At 48.5% G+C, this 22856-nt stretch carries 19 protein-coding genes; 7 read left to right on the top strand and 12 right to left on the bottom strand.

The window, feature by feature from the left end; genetic code table 11:
* Nucleotide 1 precedes the first annotated feature (1 nt).
* From nifJ to LTAR_RS12520, 3 genes are all read right to left on the bottom strand, one after another.
* Nucleotides 2-3574, bottom strand: a complete 3573-nt coding sequence (gene nifJ, locus LTAR_RS12535; RefSeq protein WP_062422671.1) for a pyruvate:ferredoxin (flavodoxin) oxidoreductase — start codon at nt 3572-3574, stop codon at nt 2-4.
* Between the two features lie 163 nt (nt 3575-3737).
* Nucleotides 3738-4274, bottom strand: coding sequence for an NUDIX hydrolase (locus LTAR_RS12530; protein ID WP_062422590.1), 537 nt, complete (start codon nt 4272-4274; stop codon nt 3738-3740).
* A gap of 298 nt (nt 4275-4572) precedes the next feature.
* Nucleotides 4573-5181 carry a LysM peptidoglycan-binding domain-containing protein gene (locus LTAR_RS12520; RefSeq protein WP_062422588.1) on the bottom strand — a complete coding sequence of 203 codons (609 nt, stop codon included), beginning with the start codon at nt 5179-5181 and terminating at the stop codon, nt 4573-4575.
* 121 nt (nt 5182-5302) lie between these two features.
* Here LTAR_RS12520 and LTAR_RS12515 point away from each other — a divergent pair, with 121 nt between their 5' ends.
* Nucleotides 5303-5728, top strand: a complete 426-nt coding sequence (locus LTAR_RS12515; protein WP_062422587.1) for a nucleoside 2-deoxyribosyltransferase — start codon at nt 5303-5305, stop codon at nt 5726-5728.
* Nucleotides 5729-5943: 215 nt separating this feature from the next.
* The gene (locus tag LTAR_RS12510; RefSeq protein WP_062422586.1) at nt 5944-6699 is read left to right on the top strand and encodes an acyl-[acyl-carrier-protein] thioesterase; all 756 of its coding nucleotides are present in this window, start codon (nt 5944-5946) and stop codon (nt 6697-6699) included.
* Nucleotides 6700-6713: 14 nt separating this feature from the next.
* On the opposite strand, the gene rdgB is transcribed toward LTAR_RS12510, so the two are convergent.
* Nucleotides 6714-7319, bottom strand: coding sequence for an RdgB/HAM1 family non-canonical purine NTP pyrophosphatase (rdgB, locus tag LTAR_RS12505; RefSeq protein ID WP_062422584.1), 606 nt, complete (start codon nt 7317-7319; stop codon nt 6714-6716).
* A 102-nt stretch (nt 7320-7421) separates the two neighbouring features.
* Between rdgB and LTAR_RS12500 the strand changes: the two genes are divergently transcribed.
* Nucleotides 7422-7907: a YceD family protein gene (locus tag LTAR_RS12500; protein ID WP_062422582.1), complete on the top strand. Its 486-nt coding sequence runs from the start codon at nt 7422-7424 to the stop codon at nt 7905-7907.
* Between the two features lie 31 nt (nt 7908-7938).
* Nucleotides 7939-9114 (top strand): sigma-70 family RNA polymerase sigma factor, encoded by a 1176-nt coding sequence (locus LTAR_RS12495; protein ID WP_062422580.1) that lies wholly within the window; start codon nt 7939-7941, stop codon nt 9112-9114.
* 229 nt (nt 9115-9343) lie between these two features.
* Here LTAR_RS12495 and LTAR_RS12490 read toward each other — a convergent pair whose 3' ends face one another.
* Together LTAR_RS12490 and LTAR_RS12485 are read right to left on the bottom strand one after the other, a co-directional pair.
* Nucleotides 9344-9853 (bottom strand): nitroreductase family protein, encoded by a 510-nt coding sequence (locus tag LTAR_RS12490; protein ID WP_062422579.1) that lies wholly within the window; start codon nt 9851-9853, stop codon nt 9344-9346.
* Complete coding sequence (locus LTAR_RS12485; protein WP_062422577.1) at nt 9854-10306, bottom strand: YbjN domain-containing protein; 453 nt, start codon at nt 10304-10306, stop codon at nt 9854-9856. It lies immediately after the preceding gene.
* Between the two features lie 412 nt (nt 10307-10718).
* Between LTAR_RS12485 and rho the strand changes: the two genes are divergently transcribed.
* Nucleotides 10719-11999 (top strand): transcription termination factor Rho, encoded by a 1281-nt coding sequence (gene rho / locus LTAR_RS12480; RefSeq protein WP_062422576.1) that lies wholly within the window; start codon nt 10719-10721, stop codon nt 11997-11999.
* Nucleotides 11996-13126, top strand: coding sequence for a peptidoglycan DD-metalloendopeptidase family protein (locus LTAR_RS17055; protein ID WP_062422574.1), 1131 nt, complete (start codon nt 11996-11998; stop codon nt 13124-13126). Before rho ends, LTAR_RS17055 begins: the two co-directional genes overlap by 4 nt.
* 53 nt (nt 13127-13179) lie before the next feature.
* On the opposite strand, the gene priA is transcribed toward LTAR_RS17055, so the two are convergent.
* The 6 genes from priA to LTAR_RS12445 form a co-directional block, all read right to left on the bottom strand.
* A complete protein-coding gene (gene priA, locus LTAR_RS12470; protein WP_062422572.1) occupies nt 13180-15708 on the bottom strand; it encodes a replication restart helicase PriA in 2529 nt (842 codons plus the stop codon).
* Between the two features lie 39 nt (nt 15709-15747).
* Complete coding sequence (gene amrB, locus LTAR_RS12465) at nt 15748-16596, bottom strand: AmmeMemoRadiSam system protein B (protein WP_201775987.1); 849 nt, start codon at nt 16594-16596, stop codon at nt 15748-15750.
* 87 nt (nt 16597-16683) lie between these two features.
* A complete protein-coding gene (locus LTAR_RS12460; protein WP_062422571.1) occupies nt 16684-17907 on the bottom strand; it encodes a LysM peptidoglycan-binding domain-containing M23 family metallopeptidase in 1224 nt (407 codons plus the stop codon).
* Nucleotides 17908-18017: 110 nt separating this feature from the next.
* A complete protein-coding gene (locus tag LTAR_RS12455) occupies nt 18018-18698 on the bottom strand; it encodes an HAD family hydrolase (protein WP_062422569.1) in 681 nt (226 codons plus the stop codon).
* Nucleotides 18699-18708: 10 nt separating this feature from the next.
* Nucleotides 18709-20148 (bottom strand): hypothetical protein, encoded by a 1440-nt coding sequence (locus tag LTAR_RS12450; protein WP_062422568.1) that lies wholly within the window; start codon nt 20146-20148, stop codon nt 18709-18711.
* A 31-nt stretch (nt 20149-20179) separates the two neighbouring features.
* Nucleotides 20180-21454, bottom strand: a complete 1275-nt coding sequence (locus tag LTAR_RS12445; RefSeq protein WP_062422567.1) for a C39 family peptidase — start codon at nt 21452-21454, stop codon at nt 20180-20182.
* Between the two features lie 83 nt (nt 21455-21537).
* Between LTAR_RS12445 and miaB the strand changes: the two genes are divergently transcribed.
* Nucleotides 21538-22854, top strand: a complete 1317-nt coding sequence (gene miaB, locus LTAR_RS12440) for a tRNA (N6-isopentenyl adenosine(37)-C2)-methylthiotransferase MiaB (RefSeq protein WP_062422565.1) — start codon at nt 21538-21540, stop codon at nt 22852-22854.
* Nucleotides 22855-22856: the final 2 nt, after the last annotated feature.

Genomic DNA, 22856 nt, shown 5'->3' with positions numbered 1-22856 from the left:
ATTAGGATTCTGGGTTCTTGGCTTTGTATTCGATGGCTGCCATAGATTTATAGAGATCCCAACGTTTGGCCGCATCGTTGGTGACTTCTTTCATCAACATTTCTGCGCGAGCTTCATCTGACTGGAGCAGCATGCGGTAGCGGGTCTCTTTATAGGCATATTCCGATACCGGAATGGTGGGATCCTTGGAGTCGATAAGCAGAGGATTCTTGCCTTCATCCACAAGAGCCGGATTGTAGCGGTAAAGCGGCCACATTCCAGAATTAACAGCCGCCTTCTGCTGATCAAGTCCGCGGCGCATATCAATACCGTGGTTAATGCAGTGACTGTAGGCAATGATAAGGGATGGACCGTTGTAGGCATCGGCTTCCAGGAAGGCCTTGAGTGTCTGGGCATCATTGGAACCCATAGCGACGCGGGCCACATAGACATAACCATACGCCATGGCAATCATACCCAGGTCTTTCTTGGGCAGTCCTTTACCACGGGCCGCGAATTTGGCAACGGCTGCACGTGGGGTGGATTTGGATGCCTGACCACCGGTGTTGGAGTAGACCTCGGTATCGAGAACGAGGACATTCACATTACGGCCGGAAGCCAGCACATGATCAAGGCCGCCGTAACCAATATCGTACGCCCAGCCGTCACCACCCATGATCCATACGGATTTCTTGACGAGGACATCGGCGATGGAAACAAGCTGCCGGGCCAGAATGTCTTTGTTATCCGCAAGTTTCTTCTTGAGGGCATCCACACGATCGCGCTGGGCTTTGATACCGGCATCAGTAGATTGATCTGCGTTGAGAATTTCACTTACCAGGCTGTCACCGATCTGACCGGCAAATTTCTTCAAGAGTTCCTGGGCAAATTCGGTCTGCTTGTCAATGGTGAGGCGCATGCCAAGGCCGAACTCGGCATTGTCTTCAAACAGAGAGTTGGACCAGGCCGGACCGCGTCCGTCTTTATTCTGTGACCAGGGTGTGGTGGGCAGGTTGCCGCCATAGATGGAGGTACAACCGGTAGCGTTGGCTACAACCATACGGTCGCCAAAGAGCTGGGAGACCAGTTTTATATATGGAGTTTCACCGCAGCCACCGCAGGCTCCTGAGAACTCAAACAACGGCTGGAGCAATTGTGAATTCTTGACGGTAGTTGGCTGGAAGGCTGTGCGGTCAACTTCGGGCAGCGAGAGGAAGAAGTCCCAATTGACATTTTCCTGTTCGCGGATAGGAGGCTGCTCGGCCATATTGATCGCTTTGAGGCTGGGATCAGCTTTATTTTTGGAGGGGCAGGCTTCTACACAAAGGCCGCAACCGGTGCAGTCTTCAGGTGATACCTGAATGGTGAACTTGGTGCCGGGCATTTCTTTAAATTTGGCATCCACAGATTTGAAGGTGGCCGGGGCGTTCTTGAGCAGGGCTGGATCATAAACTTTCTGGCGAATAACGGCATGCGGGCAGACAAAGGAGCATTTACCGCACTGGATACAGGTGCCAGGATCCCAGACCGGAATTTCCAGGGCAATATTGCGTTTTTCCCACTGGGATGTTCCGGTGGGGAAGGTACCATCAACAGGCATAGCTGAAACAGGAAGTTCATCGCCTTCGAAGATGATCATCTGACCGAGAACATCTTTCACAAATTTCGGTGCGGCGTCAGAAACACTCGGCCGGCGGGTCAGTTTACTGGTTACCTTTTCAGGATATTTAATCTCATGCAAGTGATCCAGAGCGGCATCGACAGCATCAAAGTTCTGTTTAACAACTGCTTCACCGCGTTTTCCGTAGGTTTTCTTGATGGATTTCTTGATTTCGGCAATCGCCAGATCGCGGGGGAGAACACCGGAGATGGCAAAGAAGCAGGTCTGCATGATGGTGTTCACGCGGCCGCCCATTCCAGTTTTCTGGGCAACTTCGTTGGCATCAATTGTGTAGAATTTGAGTTTCTTCGCGATGATATCTTTCTGGACTTCCTGGGGAAGTTTGTCCCAGACTTCTTCGGGGCCGTAAATACTGTTCAGAAGGAACACAGCACCGGGCAGGGCATAGCGGGTCATATCGAACCGCTCGAGGAAGGAGTACTGATGGCAGGCTACGAAATTGGCTTTGCGAATCAGGTACGGGGCGCGAATAGGTTCTGGGCCGAAGCGCAGGTGAGAAATGGTTACGGAGCCGGATTTCTTCGAATCATAGTAGAAGTAACCCTGGGCATTATTATCTGTCTCTTCACCGATAATCTTGATGGAGTTTTTGTTGGCACCAACGGTACCATCAGCTCCCAGACCGAAGAAGACACAGCGGACGGTCTTGGGGCTTTCGATGTCAAGATCGGCATCATATTCCAGGCTGGAGTGTGTTAGATCGTCATTAATACCAACGGTGAAATGGCCCTTGGGAGTGTCTTTCTTGAGTTCATCAAAGACGGCTTTAGCCATACCGGGGGTGAATTCCTTGGAGGAAAGGCCATAGCGGCCGCCAATAATTACCGGGGCGGTCTTGAAGGGGGCTGTACCGTTGGTGATACCTTCGGCAATGGCTGCCACCACATCCTGGAAGAGGGGTTCGCCCGTGGCACCGGGTTCTTTGGTGCGGTCGAGTACGGCAATTTTCTTGACGGTGGCCGGGAGAACTTTGAGGAAGTGCTCTACAGAGAACGGGCGATACAGGCGGACGGTCAGAACGCCGACTTTTTCGCCTTTGTTCATTAAGAATTTGGCGGTTTCCTCGGCGGTTTCAGCGCCGGAGCACATGGCAACAACCACACGATCGGCATCTTTCGCACCAAAGTATTCCATCACCTGATAGCTGCGGCCGGCGATCTTGGCGAATTTATCCATGTATTTCTGTACGATTGCCGGAGTGGCAGCATAGAAGGGATTGACCGTTTCACGACCCTGGAAGTAAACATCCGGGTTCTGGGCTGTACCGCGGAGAACCGGATGATCTGGCGAGAGGGCGCGTTCACGATGTTCGGTGACAAATTTCTCTTCAACCATCGCCCGGATATCATCGTTGGTCAGCCGTTCAATCTTGTTGACCTCAGCGGATGTGCGGAAACCATCGAAGAAGTGAACGAAAGGAACACGGGCTTCAAGAGTGGCGGCATGGGCGATAAGAGCCATGTCATGAGCTTCCTGCACAGATCGGGAGGTAAGCATGGCAAAACCGGTAGATCGGGCAGCCATCACATCACTGTGGTCACCGTAAATCGAAAGCGCATGGGTGGCCAGAGCCCGGGCGGAAACATGGAAGACTGTGGCGGTCAATTCACCGGCAATCTTGAACATGTTGGGGATCATCAAGAGCAGACCCTGGGAAGCCGTAAAGGTGGTGGACAATGCACCAGCCTGAAGGGCACCATGAACGGCACCGGCAGCACCGCCTTCAGATTGCATTTCCACGACCGATGGAACTGTTCCCCAAAGGTTCGGCAGTTTTGCGCCGGCCCACTGATCAGCCCATTCACCCATCGTTGAAGACGGGGTAATGGGGAAGATGGCGATAACTTCACTTAGCTTGTAAGCGATATCAGCTACAGCTTCGTTGGCATCAAGTGTTACTTTTTCTCGCGGCATTTGGCTTACTCCATTCACAAAAATTTCCGGGCAGCGAATTTTTGCCACTCGGTTGGATTTGAACATGTATACCCAAAAATGGGTTTATTTCTATTGCATTAGTAAAAGTATAAGTCAGCTTAAATTCCTCAAAAAGTATCAAAAATCACCGAAAAGGCTGTTATCATGCAGCATTTTTCAGCTGTTTCATGGCCAGCAAAAGACAGGCCAGGGTTTTACCATCATGGATCTGATTCGAATGAATCATTTCCCAAACCTTTTCAACAGATATAGCTTCCACTTCCAGAAATTCATCATCATCCTGTTTCAATGGAGCCGGGTAAAGCCCGGTCATTAAAAAGACATGCATGAATTCAGAGGAGTAACCGGGTGCCAGGAAAAATTCACCCAGTTTCGTCACTTCTTTGGCGGCAAAACCAGTTTCTTCCCGGATTTCACGGGCGGCACAAATGGCAGGATCTTCACCTTCTTCAAGTGTTCCGGCAGGGAGCTCCATGAGCATACCCTTTACACCCATGCGATATTGATTGACAAAAAGTATCCGGTTCTGGTCATCCACCGGAACAATAGTCACGGCACCGGAGTGTTTTATATAATCGTATGTGGTTTCTCTTCCATCAGGAAGGCGTACTTTTACCTTCTTTACCGCAAATGCCCGCCCGCGGAAAATTTCTTCTTCGTTAAGCCATTCAAATGTCATTGGGAAAATTGTGGGTACTTCTTCAAGATGTATTGTTCTGCTATTATACCTTGTTCCTGTTATTCCTTTTAATCGTTATTAAGGATGATATAGACAGAAAAAGGGTATTTTTGACAAATGAAGTTGATGTAGCTGTGAATATTTCGCCAATTTTGTTTTCAGAAATATACTGTCATTAATGATTTCTTCTGTGGTAGACTGATTCGTGTTTACACATGAAAAGACGCACTGGCGGGTGCGTCTTTTCATGTTGAGGATGGATCGAGATTCTATCGAGGAGATCTCGGAATACCTGTGTTTAAGGAATTTTCAAAATTTGTCCCGTATGGATTTTGTAGGGTTCAGGGAGATTGTTGGCTTCAACTATATCGCTGGGATCCACATCTCCGTATAGACAGGCAATGGTGTATAGGGTATCTCCTGCATGAACCTCATAGGTGGTAGGGTGAATGCGGATGTAACGGTGGCCAAACCGACTTTCTGGCCATTCGCCAGTTTGAGGGATTTTAAGGACAAATCCTACATCTGGTTTGGATTCAAGAGACAATCCGCTGGCGTTAAGCAGGTCAATTGGATTGACGTTGTATCGCCGGGCAATACACAATGGCCATTCCCCTTTATTTAATGAATATGTTTGTGGGCGGTGCGAATCAGGTGTAGGTGTGGGTTCATCGTCATTGTTTTTATCATCAGACGATGAAACTGCTTTGGCTACACCTTTATTGGCGGCAGCTGGTTTAGCCGCAGCCGGCTTTTGGGCGGCTGCCTGCTGTTTGGTATCGAATAACGCCAGTACTGTTGCTGTTGGTTTCACTGCCGAAGCTCGTGAAGCTGGCATCTGGCACCCGCTGGATAGCATCAGGATTAAAATTGATGCCAAGGAAAGGGCGTTTAGTAACTTTTTCATTTTCAAAGCTCCTTCCAAACTCCACAGGCGGCTCGTACCGCCAGATTTTTCTGGTATTGGAGTGTACGGGCAATGTTGCAAGAAGCGCGCCAGACCGTATTCCTAAGAGTAGAAGGTTCGTATGAATGTTTATTTTTCCTGTTCCATCACCGGCGGACGCCAGGATCAACCGGTTTACCAGAGCATCGTTGATGCCCTGGTAGCCGACGGGCATATTGTTCCCACAGCTCATCTGTCTGACAAAAACATTCTTTCGCTGGAAACGGTTATTGATCCTTGTGACGTATATAAGCGCGATGTTGCCTGGGTAAAAAACTGCGACGCTCTTGTAGCTGAAGTCACCACGCCTTCTCATGGAGTGGGGTATGAAATTGCTCTTGCAGAATCACTGGGCAAACCAGTGTTCTGTTGTTATCTACTGGGAAGCCGAGTATCGAAAATGATCCTGGGGAATACTTCTCCCCGGTTTGTTACCTGTGGTTATTCCAGTACGGAAGATGTCATTCAAAAGATGAAAGTCTTCTTAAAGTCGATTGCGAGAGAGTGAATGTTATCTTGTGGAAATATGACTTTCGGCAATGGTCAGACAACTCGACTCGGGATAAGATATAGACAGTTCGGTGAAACGAACAAAAAGCAGATCATATCGCTGTCTCCTCCTTTGGCGAAAGTCTCCGCCGGGTTCCTGACCACCCCCGGCGGAGGCTGCTTTTAATTCGCAAGAGGATTATTATTAAGCATTATCTTTATGGAAACAACATTATGACAGACACTAACCTTATTTTCAAAAATCAACTTATCGTAAATTCTTTTGAATGTGATATCAACCGCCAGTGGAAACCCGCTTCTTTCTTTCAGCATTTGACTGAAACGGCTGGCCGTCATGCAGACCAGCTCGGATGCGGTTTTGAAACCATGTTTGCCCGCAATCTTTTCTGGGTACATTCACGCATGAAGATCCAATTCTATCGGTTTCCTGTTGATGGCGAAAAGATCACCATCACTACCTGGCCGAAAACGATCCAACAAAAGTTGTTCTTTATTCGCGATTACCAGATTCATTCTGAAAAGGATGAACTTCTGGCCGCTGCCTCATCGGCCTGGTTGATCATTGACGCTTCATCCAGACGAATGGTTCCGCCGGCTTCCACGAACTTAAATCTACCCACATATACCGATCGTGTAGCCCTGGATGAACCGCTGGAAAAGCTCTCGGTGGGTGATGGGGGTGAGCCGTGCCTGAATATCACCGCCGGATATTCTGCCGTCGATATGCAGGGTCATGTGAATAACAGCCGGTATGTGGAGTGGGTATGTGATTCATTTCCGATGGAAGAATTTCAAACCCATACCCTTGATTGGATGCAGGTGAATTATGATAAAGAAATAAGACCCGGTGAAATGGTGACTATCACCCGGCATAATCCAGATGGAGATACTGGAATTTGGGCCATTTCTGGTCATAATGAGTCAAATGATACCCGAGCGTTTGAAGCTTTGTTGCGCTGGAAAAATTGACCTCGAACGAGATATCAAGACTCACGGTTTACTGCCAGATCCAATAAGACCGGCCGGGCAGCCAGAATGGCGCGCGCGCGATGGCTGAGACGGTTCTTTTCTGTCATGCTCAGTTCTGCCATGGTGCGATTCAAACCCTGCACTAAGAAAATCGGGTCATACCCGAATCCATTTGTTCCGCGTTCCTGCGGGATGATTTCGCCCCGGCACTCGCCATTTAGTATATGTATCTTACCCTCTGGAACAGCGATCACCACTGTGCTTCGAAATACCGCCGGCCAGGGTTGAGGATGGACAGCGAGTTTTTCCAACAGGTATTTTCGCCGGTCTGCATCAGTGGCACCTGGTTTTCCTGAAAAACGGGCGGAATGCAGACCGGGTTTTCCCCCTAAAGCGTCTACTTCTAATCCAGAATCATCCGCAAGAGTGACCAGTCCGCTGGCCTGGCAATATGCCCGTGCTTTCTTTTCTGCATTTTCGGCATAGGTTTCACCGTCTTCTTCTACATCAATATTCAATCCAATGTCAGCAGGCAGCAGGGCTTGCAACGGGATATCCTGCAGTAAATCCATGATTTCAGCCAATTTTCCTTTGTTTGTACTGGCAATTAATAAGCGCATTTTTTCACCACCGGTATAACTGAGAATTTTGATAAGTCGTTGACTTTAATTTTCAGCGTGCTATAATTTCGTATATCTTATTAATTTAGCGTTGGAATCTCCTTGGCACAAGACCGCTTTCCCCTTCGGATTAATGCAGGCTTTCTGATCAATGCACCGATCAGCACAAGCCGAGAGATCAATTTCGATCTTTCCTCCATAAGTCTTGGGAGTGACTTAAACCTGAAAACACTGGTCGGCAAAGTGGAATTAACCCGAACACCCAAGGGAATTCTTGTAGAAGCCGGTTTTTCTGCCACAATGCAGGCCGAATGTGTGCGTTGTCTGGACGAATTTGACCAATTATTAAGAACCGACTTCAGCGAATTGTATGCCTTCCATGCCAATTCAGTCACTGATTCCGGACTTATTGTACCGGAAGATGGGAATATTGATTTATTGCCGCTTTTACGCGAATATCTGTTGATCGAAGTCCCCATAAAAACCGTGTGCAGGGAAGATTGCCAGGGCCTGTGCATAATTTGCGGGGAAAATCTTAACCACCAGACATGTGAACACCAGGCTGAAAAGAACCGGTCTGATTTCTAGCATGGTGTAGCCATAACGAGGAGGGAAGGGCATGGCAAATCCGGCAAGACGGCGTAAAAATACCCAGATCCTCGGCATGCTGCTGGAAAAAGCAGATGTCCAGGGATACCTGACAACGGAAGACCTGATGGAGGCCTATCCTGAAGTTTCGGCGGATGCAGAACGACTGGAAGCCGTCATGATGGCACTTCGGCGCCGAGGTGTGGAATTTCTGGACGGCGAAACTGAATCAATTGACAGCAGTGATGAGATTAATGATACGGATTTTGATCCTTATTCTGATCTGGCTCCACTATCCAGTGAAGACACAATCGGTCTTTATTTAAAAGAAATGTCGCGGGTTCCTCTTCTAAATGTACAGGAAGAGCTTGATCTGGCCAAACGAATTGAAGCCGGCCAGGCAGCGCGAAAAAAATTGAAGAGTTTCTCAGATAAGAATGCCCCGGAGCTTCGGGAAGAACTTGAACGAACGGTAGAAGATGGTTTGCGGGCTCGTGAGCATCTGATCAAAGCCAACACCCGTCTGGTGGTATCCATTGCCAAACGTTATTTAAGCCGGGGTGTGCCTTTCCTTGACTTAATCCAGGAGGGCAATCTTGGCTTGATGAAGGCGGTTGAAAAATACGAATATCAACGCGGGTTCCGTTTTTCCACCTATGCCACCTGGTGGATCCGGCAGACGATTACCCGGTCAATTGCTGACCAGGGACGTACTATTCGTGTACCGGTTCACATGGTTGATCGTATCCGCCAGCTTTATAAACTGACCCACGAAATGGAACAAAAACTGGGACGTATTCCCACAAACGAAGAACTGGGCGACCAGATCGGCGTCAGCTCCAACAAGGTGGACTGGATGCTGCAGGTTTCATGGCTTCCGCTCTCGCTTGAAAGCCCGATCAATGATGAAGATGATTCTGAATTGGGTATGTTTGTGGAAGATGAAATCACCCCCACACCCATGCAATCAGCTTATACCAACTTGCTCCGTGAGAAAATTGAGGAGGTGTTGGCTACTCTTCCACCGCGGGAAGCAAGAATATTACGCCTGCGTTTTGGGCTGGATAACGGCCGAACCTATACGCTGGAAGAAGTTGGCAAGAAGTTTGGTCTAACGCGCGAGCGCATCCGTCAGATTGAAGGAAAAGCTCTCAGCCGGCTGCGTCACCCGCGCCGGGCCCGGCAATTAAAAGATTACGTGCAATAAATTCTAGAAATAAATCAGATCCGTAAAGAGGCAATCGCATTGATTGTCTCTTTTTTATTGAATAATCTGAGGCAGGGAAGAAGCAGGCGGCAAGTTCTCAGGGATGCAACTCAGATTTATTCCCATCTGATTCTTCTGGTAATGTATCTTTGAACAGCAACATAAATCGTCAGGGAATGAATCATACCCAATGTGTTTCGTGATTATTTCATAAATGAAATGAAAGCCCCTACCAGCGTTCTATATGAATACGCTCTGGTTTGAAACGGTGGGGCGGCAATTTCTTTTCATTAGGCCTGCCAATGGCTACCAGCGAAAGAGCATGCACCGAATCTGGCAGACCAAACAATTTTTTGGCCACGGCCATCCGTTCCGATTCCGGATGAAGCCCTATCCAGACGGCGCCAAGACCCTGGGCATGGGCAGCCAGGAGTATGTTTTCTGTAGCGGCAGCGCAATCCTGAGGCCAGCGTCCCGGGTGGTTTTCCAGCTTTTCATCGGCGCAGACAAGGATGGCCACCTTGGCCTGTGGAAGCATTCCAGCATACGGATGTACCCGTGCGATTTCATCCAGGGTTTCATGGTTCCGGATGACGATGAAATGCCATGGCCGCGCATTCCCCGATGATGGGGCAGCCATAGCTGCTTGAAGGATCATGTCGATTTCCTGGTCAGTTACTGGTTCATCTGTGTACTTCCGAATACTGCGGCGCGATAAAATGGCTTCTAGCACGTCCATTTATTCCTCCGATTTCTGAATGGCTTCCACCGGCGTAACAGGTCCATAAATCACAGAGAGTATTCCAGAAAGGTAACGATCCATCGTCCAAAGATTGGCATACACCAGATTCCGGATGATGGCACTGGACAGGGTATCATTTTCAACGTTGATGCTGGTTTTATAACGGATCTCTCCGTCTGAGAAATCCATTTCAAAATTACCGACTTTAAGACCGTAATTGGCGCGTGTGATGAATTCTGCCATCAAAACACGTTTATCTTCAGGAACGTTCACGGGGCATATGGAAAAGAAGAAAAAAATCGGCTGCTCTTCATGAACCTGGGCATAGCAAGACCACTTGCCATTCTTCCCCTGAAAGGTCATCTGTAAAATTGGCTGATTACCCAATTGCAGGTAATACCATTCATCATCGGTAAAAAATTTTTGGATAATGGGAAAAAGATCGTTCATGGTTCTCCGATGAAGGCAAAAATAAACCAGTTACTTGATTCTATCATAGGCGTCATTAACGCATAACAAAAAAAGCAATGGCAGATTAATGTTCTATATTGAAAAGATACTCTATTTCTTTAAGAAAATAGCGGAGCATTGAATAGACAGAATGAATGACAAATGCTATGGTAAGATTCTCTTTAATAACGGTTGTTTGGGTTCGTTGAATTGTGGGATTTGTTGCAGGTGAAAATGCTGCATGTTATAATTCCTATAGGTCAGATAAAAACAGTCCGAATTTATCGACCTTATTTTTCTCTGCTGCCGTATTCAAATCCATCCCACGTACTACATGTCAATAGAAAAATCACCAAACCCCTGCAAACAATGAAGGGTGTTATTACATTTCTGTTCAACTGATGAGATATATATGACGATAAAAATTGTGGAATTGGAAGATACTCCTCTTCAAAAACTCCGACAAATAGGGATGGATTTTAATGTTCCTAATGCTGGACGATTGAAAAAAGAGAATTTAATCCTGCGAATCCGGCAAAACGAAGCGGCGCAGGAAGGGTTGGAAGTACGCGGTGGTGTACTCGAAGTACTACAAGAAGGTATTGGCTTCTTGCGGCAAAATTATGCCATCGGGCCAGAAGATGTATATGTATCACAGGCACAATTACGCCGTTATGACCTTCGCAGCGGTGACTTTGTGCTAGGACAGGTCAGACCGCCCCGCGAATCAGAGCGGCACTACGGCTTATTAAAGGTGGAAACAATTAATGGTATTCCAACCGAAGAATTACATAACCGCCGTCGTTTCGAAGACCTTACACCCATTTTCCCGGATAAACGGTATGACCTGGAAACTGACCGGGCTATCCTCTCCACCCGGTTGATCAATCTGGTGGCTCCCATTGGACGGGGTCAGCGCGGTATGATTGTTTCCCCTCCAAAAGCCGGAAAGACGACCATTCTGAAACAGGTGGCCAACGGCATTTCTACCAACTATCCCGATGTTCACCTAATCATAGCCCTGATCGGCGAACGCCCGGAAGAAGTCACCGATATGGACCGTTCTGTTGATGCCGAAGTCGTGGCATCTACATTTGACGAGCAGGTTACTTCTCATGTTCGGGCAGCTGAGATTGCTCTTGACCGTGCCAAACGGCTTGTTGAATTGGGGCGTGATGTTGTTATACTGATGGACTCGCTAACCAGGCTTGCAAGGGCTTATAATCTGGTGGTAAATCCGTCTGGAAGAACGTTATCAGGCGGTATGGATCCAACAGCGCTGTACCCTCCGAAACGTTTCTTTGGGGCAGCCCGCAACCTGGAAGAAGGCGGTTCTTTGACGATCATTTCGACCGCCCTTGTTGATACCGGGTCGCGTTTAGATGATGTGGTGTATGAAGAGTTTAAAGGCACTGGTAATATGGAATTGCATTTATCCCGCCGATTGCAGGAAAGACGGGTTTTTCCGGCTATTGACATAGAGCGTTCATCAACCCGTCGAGAAGAATTGCTGCTCGGGCCGGATATTTTACAGCGAGCCTGGTTGATGCGGCGTATGTATCTTCAAATGATTGCACCGCCGCCTCAGGGTGCCGGTATGGATCCTTCGGTAGGTACGGAAGCCATTTTGCAGCGGTTAACCCGTACACGTACCAACCAGGAGTTTTTAGAGAATTTGACGGAGGATATGTGAAATTGAAATTTGCAACCCGTGAGAAGCCTGAAAAGCCACAGGGTATTGAAGAAGGCAGAAAGACCCCGGCAGATATCTGGCTTCCGAAAATTGGATGGGGGGTTGCACTGATCATGGTCGGTTTTACCGTCTTTGTGGCGATAAAAAAAGTGCCGGGCATTGTTTTGGCAGAAGCACCAGTGCCCACTCCGACTCCGATTGCCCCCATTCCACAGGGAAGCGGCGGAGCCCCGCATATGCCGGACATTGTTTCAACCAGCTTGATCTCGGTTTCTCGTGCTGCCGATGGACACACGTCAAAACCATCCAGACCGCTGGATAAAGTGCAGCATTATATTGTGGAAAAGGGAGATTCTGTTTTTTCTATTTCAAAACAGTATGACTTAAAACCCGAATCGATTCTTTGGGCTAATTTTGATACCCTTCAGGATGACCCCCAGATGTTATCTGTGGGTATTGATCTGAATATCCCGCCTACCGATGGCGTGTATTACAAGGTTACCAAATACGACACTCTCGAAAAGATCGCATCCAAATTTCATGTCCATGTGGAAGATATTGTGATGTGGCCCAGCAATAAACTCGATTTTGTGAATCCCAAGATTGAGGTTGGGCAATACCTTATGATTCCAGGTGGCGTAGGTGAGGTAAGGCAATGGATCGTTCCGGATATTGCCAAAGGTAAATCGGGTACATTGGCCAATTCCAAGATCATTGGACCGGGAGCATGTGAAACAGGTGAAGGCGGTGCGGTGGGTACCGGAAGTTTCATCTGGCCAACGAACAATGTTCACAAAATCTCTGGTAATGATTACTGGTCTGGCCATCTGGGGATTGATATTGCCGCCCTGACGGGTGATTACATCAAAGCTTCAGACAGTGGTGTGGTGGTGTATGCCGGCCCGATAGGCGGTGGTTATGGTAACTTCGTGATGATCGATCACGGCAATGGTTATCGCACGGCTTATGGTCATAACAGTGCCGTTCTGGTTCGCTGCGGTCAGAGCGTCACTCAGGGACAAACTATTGCCCTGGCAGGCAGTACCGGTAATTCGACCGGCCCGCATCTCCATTTTGAGATCCGGTACTATGGTGGTTTCATCAACCCGTGGGCGTTATTAAACTAACAAACTGATCTCAATAGAAGCCTGAGGATTGATATCAATTCTCAGGCTTTTTTTTATAACAGGTCAGGCGGATCGATTTGCACCCGGCAATTCTCCAGTGGAATACCTTCTAACACCCGTACTGGATCAGGGCTACGGAGTAATACCTGGTATCGGTAATATCCCCCTTGCCGCGAAAAGAAGCAAGGTAAAGCTCCTCCTACAGAGGATGCTCCCATATTCTCTATTTCAATTTTATGAGCGATGGCCGCGCGAATTTTTTCTGCCTGTTCCTGGCAATTCTTTTCCCGCATATCCTGGAACAACAATCGGGCTAATCGGATGAATGGTGGATATTGAAGCCGGTATCGTTCTTTGATATCGACCTCGTAGAATGCATTCAAATCATGCCGCGAGGCTGCCTGAATGGCATAATGCTGTGGCATGTATGTTTGCAACAATACACGACCGCCTCGTTCGCCTCTTCCAGCGCGCCCTGCCACCTGAGTGATTAATTGAAATGTACGTTCCGGGGCACGATAATCTGGAAGATTTAGCCCTGTTTCAGCCAGCAAGATGCCGACCAGTGTGACCAGCGGGAAATCATGTCCTTTAGACACCATTTGAGTTCCAATAAGGAAATCTGCGTGATGGGCTGTGAAGTGATCGAGGATGATCTCATGGGAGTCTTTCCCCTGTGTTGATTCCGAGTCCCAGCGAAGGATTCGGGCAGTTGGGAACAGGTTCTTCAATTCTGCTTCAACCCGTTCCGTTCCGGTACCAAACGCTTTGATCCGGCTGCTTCCGCAATTTGGGCATGATTTAGGCATCTGGCGTTTGTATCCGCAATGATGGCAGACCAGTCCGTCCTGAGTGGTATGTAAGGTTAGTGGTATTTCACATCGCGGGCAGCGCAAGGAATGACCGCAATCAAAACAAAAGACATATGTCGCGGTTCCACGGCGATTAAGAAAAAGGATGGCCTGTTCCCCCGCTTCCAACACTTTTTGCAGCCCTTCCTGAAGCGGGCGGCTGAACATGGATCGGGTTCCGGCCTTGAGCTCTTCGCGCATATCCACAATTTCAACATGGGGAAGACCGGATTGACCTGCGTCATCCGATGGAAAACCGGATTGTTCAGATTGAACAACCTCCCCTCTGGCGGAGGTGAGGAAAGTTTTGTTCCCATAGACTCCCACCCGGCGCGGTAAGGTCAGGTGTTGCCATACCCCCCGGTGGACTTCATATAACTGGGTGACATCTGGAGTGGCGGAACCCAGCAATAATGCGCATTGACAGATTTCTGCATATTTCAAGGCCGCTTGCTGGGTAGAATACATTGGTAGAACATCGCTCTGGTAATATGAATCATCATGACATTCATCTATAACGATCAGCCCTATATTTTCAAGCGGGGTGAATAAGGCACTTCGCGGACCGATAATCACGGGCAGCATTCCAGCTCTAGCCCGCCGCCAGGTGTCATAGCGTTCCCCCGGAGATAACCGGGAGTGGATCAGCCCGACCTGACCGGGAAAGCGGGACAGGAAACGTTGAACCGCCAACGGGGTTAATGAGATTTCCGGAACAAGGACAATTGCCTGGCGTCTTGCCATGATGGTATCTTCTACTGCCCGCATGTACAGTTCGGTTTTTCCAGAACCAGTGATTCCCTGAAGAAGCATGGGGCGGGTTTTTACTCCTGTATTTACCTGTTGCAGGGTATGAGATATCGTTTCCCAGGCCGTCTTCTGATCAGAGGTTAAAACCGGTTTGGCTTGATCCAATGGGATAACATTTTTTAACGGATCCCGCCAGATTTCTGTTTCATGGAGAACAATGAGATTCATTTCCTGAAGGGCAACCAGATCGGCCAAAGTGCATCCACTGGCAGCATAAATCCAGGTAACATCCACCGGAAGGGCTTCATTTGATAAAAATTCAAGAGCCATTTGGCGCCGAAGTTGTGTTTTTTCTGCTTTTTGACCGGCCAATTTGAGATTGGATATTGAATCGATTGGATGGGCCAGAGAGGCTGTTCGAATCAGTTTTGGTTTGACTCTGGGAGGCAGCAATATTGAGCGTGTTTTTATTTTTCCGGCTTGTTGCAGTTTTCTGATTGAACCTTGAAGTGGAACATGGGGAATGGCGGCCTCCAACTGACGCAAACGCAGATTGCCCCGTTCGATTAACTGCTTCATGAGGCGGACTTCTGTTTGACCCAGGCCGTCCAAACTCTCATTTCCATCGATCAATTCAACCAGTGTGTCTGCCTGTGAAGACAGACCGGGGGGGATCATCAGGTCAATACACTGGCATAATGGCGCCATTGTTGTTTCGGATAAAAACCCGGCCAATTGAAGCTGCCTGGCAGTCAGCACAGGAAAAGGATCGACCAGCGAGATAATCGGTTTAACATCCACTACTTCGGGAATATTTACCAGGCGGGTAACAACGCCTTGAAGAAGCCGATTGTTAAATGGCACTTCCACCAGACTGCCCGCTGATATTTTCCCCTGGAATTCCTCTGGAATAAGGTAATCAAATTCCCTGGAAATAGCAGGAACATTGACAGCCACCCGGGCGTATGAGGAAATATCCATGCGGGAAGTTTAATCGATTCTTCGTCTGTATCTGTAGAATTATCCCGTTTTAAGAATGGCCGCTGCTCCATACCCTACCACAGATTGGTGGTCACCGGTTTCATCGGCAGAGGTGCTGTGGTGAAGCAGCACAGCTTTGTTGGCTTTCAGCTTCAGGGAAGCCCAAAGGATGGCACTGATTGCTCCCGCTCCACACGCATATCCCTTGCCGGTGATATCGGCATCCAGCACACCTTTGGGTGAAAGCTCCAGTATCTGTTTCTCTAAAAATGCATCCAGTATTTCTGCCTGTGATTCAGGATAAAAATGCGAAAGATCACTGCTGGCTACCAGTAATGTGGATTGTTTTGAGGCAATTACAGCAATGCCTTCGCCAAGAGCCTGCATTTCTTGCGCATTCCTTGAACGCACCATCACTGGAAGTAAAGAGAATGAACCAACCAGACTGCGCTGCAGGAAGGGTAGCTCAATTTCAAGGGAATGTTCAGTATCCCGTGAAATGCGCCTGATCGGTTGACCGCAGACACTCTGGATGTCTTTTTCCAATGAAGTTAAGGCAACCGTGTCAACCGGAATGTCACCCAATGGGGTGGAATAGGCCTGGTGCGCAGTGGTGATCAGGTTTCCCGGGAAGATGTCATGGTAGGGTGAAACAACCACCACAAGATCGTATGACCTTCCCATGACTGTTTTGAAAGCATGTGCCGCCGTAAAACCAGAATATCGATGTCCGGCATGAGGGGCAACCAGACCAATTACATCGCCTGAAATGGGCGGGATTTGCGCTTTTTCAAGATAGGTATCAATCTGCCTGGCCAGGCGGTTTGGATTACTTTCGTACCAGCGGCCGGCAATAGGAGAAGGGCGGATATCCATTACAACAGCCATATCAGTCTCCTTCCATTCGTTCTGAAATCAAGAACGGTTAACGATATTCTAGCACCGCAGGACGGTAATGGAGATTATGGATATGGATTACTGTAAGAAATCTTTCGGATTGACTCGTCCGTACGTGTCACTGCGCATTTCAAAGTGAAGGTGCGGGCCGCTGGATTTACCGGTTGTACCGAGCAGGCCAATAACCTGTCCTTGTGAGACCGACTGGCCGCAGGCCACGCTGATGGAATTCAGGTGGGCATAGAGCGTCTGCCAGCCATTTCCGTGGTCAATAACCACTACATTGCCATAACCATAATCATTCCAACCGGCATAGACGATCACACCGCTGTCAGAGGCAAAAACACCGTTATTCAGCTGTCCGCCGATATCAATGGCATAGTGACCGGTTTCAGGTGAATAGTCAAAACCCGATATAAACCGATCCGGGGCAGGCCATAGGAACGTTCCGCTGCCGATTAAGCCGTCTGCCACACCGGCGCAGGCTCCCGGTCCGTAAATCTTGGCAACAGCCGGGTCTTTACGGGTGATGCGCGGTGCCGACCAGACCACAAATTCACGCTGCCCTCCGGGAACAACGAGTTTGGTTCCGGGCTCAATATTCGGATTTGAAAAATCGCCGAGAGTGGCGCGGTTCAAATGATTTCCGGGAAAATCAACAATGGCATCTGGTGATACGCCATAAAACTTGGCTACACCATTCAATCCTTCGCCGGCGTGCCATTCATGGTAAACGCCGTCTACCGGAAGGATGGTCAATTCCTGCCCTGGTGTCAGGTAGTGTGGATTATCCGCCAGAACATTGTAATTACCCCAGAGGATCGTTTGAGGCTTCAAGTTGAATTTTGAGGCAATGGCAAAAATCGTATCGCCTTTTTGTACGGTATAGTGCAATATTTCTGACCGAGGTTTGATCGGCAATGATGTGTGTGAGTCAATCAAACGGGGGATGCTATCGAGAGGAATTGCTGGAATGAACATGATTCTGGCAGGATCCAGGGCTGCGGCGAGAGTGGGTGTGGCTTTATACACTGGAATGTCCGCTTTTTGAGGATTGCTGACATTTCCGGTGAGAAAAAAGCTGTTCATCACCCAGACCGCCACAAGAACCAGGAATACTGAAGCCAACCCGGTTCCAATACGCATAGCCTGTTCGGAAAGTCCCCGTTGTTGAATGGTCTGCCAAAGCTTCAACCACACAGAAATGGGTTCATCCTGCGCAACTGTAAGTTCGTCTTTTGAATTGGAATTTTCCAGACCATCCGGTTGATATTGAACCGGGGTCGGGGGATTTTCGATCATATGTCCTTCTTGTAGGGTGAAAGCATCATATCATGTGGAAAAATGGTCGTCAAGCAATGAATGAGAGCTTTCTTATCATATTTGTTTTAGTCAGACGCTACGATATTGAGCTATTGAAGAAGGTGGGTGAGCAGGTCAACCGGACTGTTGACGATTAAATCAGCTCCGGCTTTGCGGAGTTCCTGTTCTTCGCCAAAACCACATAGAACACCCACCGTCTGGGCACCGGCCGCTTTGCCAGCCCTGATATCAACAACCGTATCACCCACCATCAGGCAATGCCGTGGATCCACTCCCATCTGGGATGCTGCCCAGAGAATGGGATGCGGGAATGGTTTGGTGAATTCGCAAGTTTGTGAGGTGGCAATGGTTTTGAAATGTGGGAGCAAGCCGAATTCGTTGAGGAAGCCCAGTGTGCCAGACCGGTCCCGTGCACTGACAACAGCCAGGGGGAAACGCTGAACCAATGATTCCAATGTTTGCCTGGTCCCTGGAACCAGCATGTATTTTTTCTTCCGAGACCGCATAAAAGTCCGGTTAGCCCAGCTGAAAATACGCCCGGCAAAGGCATCCATTCCAAAACGATCGAGTGTGTAATACAAGAAATTTCCGGGAGTTTCTGAAGCCATGACCAACCGGCGAGCCAGAAATTGGGGATCCATTTTGGGGAAAAGCAAATGGATGGGTTTTAATACTGGCAAAATTTTCTTCAGGTAAAGGTCATCCGTATCGCTTAAGGTGCCATCAATGTCAAAACAGATGGCGCGGATGATGCTCGAGTTGATAGGCATAATTGGTTCCTTATTGGATCTGAAAGGCAGGCAGCGAAGTCAATACAGTCTTTTCCACAGTTTCATCTGGAGAAATCAACCAGAGAGTATTTACACCCTGACGGAAAAAAGCTACTCTGTTTGAGCTATTGTTATTCCAGCGAATGGCATGGGCATCTTGAAAAGAAGGCTTCCCCCAGCGTGCCTGGCCGTAAAGATTGGATGCAGAGAAAAATTCTACCGCATCTTCTTCTGTATCCCAGGTTGATTTCAAAATGAAGACCACGGCATTATCTGTCGAACGGGTAAAAATGGCATATCGGTCTCCACCCCAACCGGCGGCGCCAGTTCGGGCTTTGATTTCATCCAGACCGGTCTTTCCATTCTGACCATAGGCAAGCGAGAGGAATGTAGACCATTCTCCCAGTGTATTTTCTTTTACCAACCGCCATTCTCGAGAAAGAATACCGGTAAAATCTGGCAGATCAACCTCAACCGCTTTTTCCGCTGGATATTTATCTGGATGCAGAATCTGTTCAGTGGTTGTGGGTGGATTTTTAAAGGCACTGTTTACCAGGGTGTAACCGCCGCGGTCATTGAGGGAATAGACAAATTCCAATCCCTGTTTATATGGAAACAGAAAATCCTTTTGTAGATACTGGGGGGCAGAATCAAATACAGGACTTGTATATGAACCGTAAAAGTTCTGGAAGTCCTGTTTGTCAGTTTTTGTGGAGGATGTCATCATCCATTTTTGTTCAATAAAGGAAGCATCCCCTTCCACAAGGGCTGTAGCCGCGGCACAATATTCCGTTTCAACTTTGCAATTCTTGTCGTTTAATTTGAGGCCATTCTGGAGATCATAATTTTGATCCTGAAGTGTATGGGTATATTCGTGAGCGTAGGTCATTCGCTCAATGCCGCTGAAGGAATTCCCCTTAACCACATACATTTCTTTGGTCTCACTGTCATAATATCCGGCAATCTGTTCGGAATAAATCCGTTTGTAAAGATTAACCAGGTCAAAATCCTTTGGAAGCAAACCGAGGGTGCTGAGTAATAAAACGTCATCACTGGCATCCTGAGCGGAATAATCTTTGAAAAATTCCGTTTCCACCCTATTCTGCAAGTCTGATGGACTTAGCACATCCCGAGTAACCGGTGTATTCGGTTGCAATCCGCGCAGCGATATTACCTGCTGTTGGATGGTGTCCATTTGATTTTTCATCTCCGCCGGTAAATTGGACGTTGATGAACCGCCCGCAGCTGACGGAAGGGGAGTATCTAACGGCTGTGGAGGAAGATTGCCGGATCCTTTGAAGGATGTATCAGGTGAAGTGTCGGTTAAAACCAGGCTGTTGGAGGAAGCGGAGATGCGGAAATAAAAAAATAACCCTGCCATAATGGCAGCCATCAATACGACACAGAGCGATGTGATGATAAGAAAAGAGAAAAAGATTTTTTTATTCATGGTTGATGCAAAGGAGGATTATACCGGAGGGTCAATGAGATCGAACGTACTCGAGTGCATATTCTGCGTCAGCATATCCGGGGCGGGCATCCAGGGCTTTTTGGAAGTATTCGAGAGCTGATGTTTTATGCCCCAGCCGGTATTGAGCCCATCCTTCCCATAACAAGGCTTCTTCAGAATTGGCCGTTCGTTTGAGGGCATACTCAGTGATCGCCTGAAGATCTTCGGTCCGCAGCGAGTGGAAATAAGCCAGGAACGGCCCAAATTGATATCGCAGCATACGTTGTGGAAGACCAATCTTGCGGGCGGTATCATACGCAGCAGCTGCTTCTTCATACCGTTCGAAATAAACCAGATTGGACCCCAGGTTGAACCAGGGAAATACATTAGACGGATCCGATTTGGTTTCCGCCAGCGCAGTATCCAGGGCATGGCGGCGGTTTGTATCCAGATCCCAGTCATCACCCATCACCTGTTTGATCTCTTCTTCTTTTTCAGCAGGATAGACCAGGATATAAACCCGGTTAAAGCTTTGCCAACGCTTATCGAGGTCTGTGTATTTGACCTGCACATCCGGTCCGACAAAAACATCCTGAGTCAGAAAGGATTGAGTCTCGTCATTGTATCCGTTAATAAGAAGGTAATGTCCAGCCCAGCGGTCATCATTGAGCCAGTAATTTTTATCAACGGTATAACCTTCCTCAATCATGACGGGAATTCCGGTGGCGATGATCTGTTTCAGGCGTTCGATGGTTCCACCCACCCGATATTCTGTTTTCAAATAACCGGCATAATTGCGGACATAAAATTGCAATTCTTCCACATTAACATTCCGGTCGCCGCGGATAGGTTTGATTACATCCGAAATGGTGAATTGGTTGCCCTGCCAGCCAAAGAATTTCAGGTTCATGGCCAGAGCCGCCGGGCCGCAATTGTTCAAATCTTCACTTTCATAGGCAGGAGAGGCAAGCATCACTTCGCCGGGAATGGCTGTTGGTGATGGAGTGGGTGTTGTAGTGGGAACACCTGTTTGTGTACTGGCAGCCTGGGTCAAAGTGGGAAAGGGTGGCGTGGGTGTGTCATCCCGGATTTCAATCGTTTCCGCCACAGCAGATGTAGGCATGGGTGCAACCGGATTAAAGATGCCATTCAGATAAATGCCGGCATATTCCATCCGCCAGGACAACCGCCGGTTGACCGGTGGAAGTTGATAGATAATAAATCCAATAAGCAAGACCCCTACCAGACCGATGATGCCTGTAAGGACGGGCGGCAGGGTTGGTTTTCGTTTCTGATGAAAATTCATTCCTGAATTGTACACCACCAAACTGGACTTGTTTGGTGTAATTTAGACGAAAATCATCCGGTTTATTTGTTATAATCGCTGCCATGAAATATTATATTTGGACGGAAGGCTGCCAGATGAACGTGACTGATTCGCAGCGCGTTTCATCGGCACTGGAAAGCCTGGGGTATGCTTCCACCCTAAAACCGGAAGAAGCATCTGTTATTGTTTTAAATACCTGTGTAGTACGCCAGTCAGCCGAGAATAAAGCTTACGGGCGGTTAAACTCACTGGCGCCGTTGAAGAAGGCTAATCCTGATCTGGTGATCAACCTGATGGGCTGCCTTGTGGGCATTCGCACATCAGACAAACTACGCGACCGTTTTCCGTATGTAGATGTCTTTTCCCCTCCGTCTGATCCAGGTCCTCTGCTGGCGTACCTGACCCAGGATGATGTACGGCAAAAAATGCTGGAAGAAACCAGACAGCGCAATGCCTGGATGGATGAAGACCTGCCTTTGCCGGAAGCAGAGCATGGCAGACTGGTGGCGGCTCATATTCCCATCGTGTTGGGATGTTCCCATGCCTGCACCTATTGCATCATTCCCTACCGCCGCGGGGTGGAACGCAGCCGGCCGGCGGCGGATATATTGAAAGAAGCTCGTTCCCTGGTTCGTCAGGGCGTCAAAGAAATCACCCTGCTCGGTCAGATTGTGGACCGGTATGGATTGGATGATCCTTCGCTGCCAAACCTGACCGGTTTGTTGAAGCAATTAAACGAGATAGACGGCCTTGAACGTATCCGCTTTTTGACATCGCATCCCAACTGGATGACAGATGAGCTTTTGGAAGCTGTCGCTTCGCTGGATAAGGTCTGTCCGCATATTGAGGTTCCGATACAGGCAGGCGATGATGAAGTGCTGGCCAATATGAAACGCGGATACACTGCCGAACAATACCGCCGTCTGGTGGAAAAATTACGGGCTGTCATTCCCGACGTCTCCATTGCCACCGATATCATTGTCGGATTCCCCGGCGAAACAGCCGACCAGTTCCAGCATACCTATGATCTGCTGGCAGATTTGAAAATGGATGTTGCCCATCTGGCACGGTATTCTCCGCGTGAAGGAACAGTCTCTGCCCGCCGAATGCCTGATGATGTTCCTGCTGAAGAGAAGATGCGGCGTTTCCGTCTGCTGGAAGATTTGCAGGAAAAAATCGCTGCGGAAATCCATGCCCGTTACCAGGGTCAAACCGTACCGGTTTTGTTTGAAGATAAAGTGAAATCGCGCTGGCGCGGCCGCACAACCACCAACAAACTTGTGTTTGTGGAAAGTGAAGCAGACCTGCGTGGCAAGGTTGTTCCCGTACAGATCACCTGGACAGGGCCCTGGTCAATGCAATCGCGGCTACAGGATTAACC

The sequence above is a fragment of the Leptolinea tardivitalis genome, from assembly GCF_001050275.1.
GTDB lineage: Bacteria > Chloroflexota > Anaerolineae > Anaerolineales > Anaerolineaceae > Leptolinea > Leptolinea tardivitalis.
Note: the sequence above shows the minus strand (reverse complement) of the source record. Positions and strands in the feature narration are given on the sequence as shown.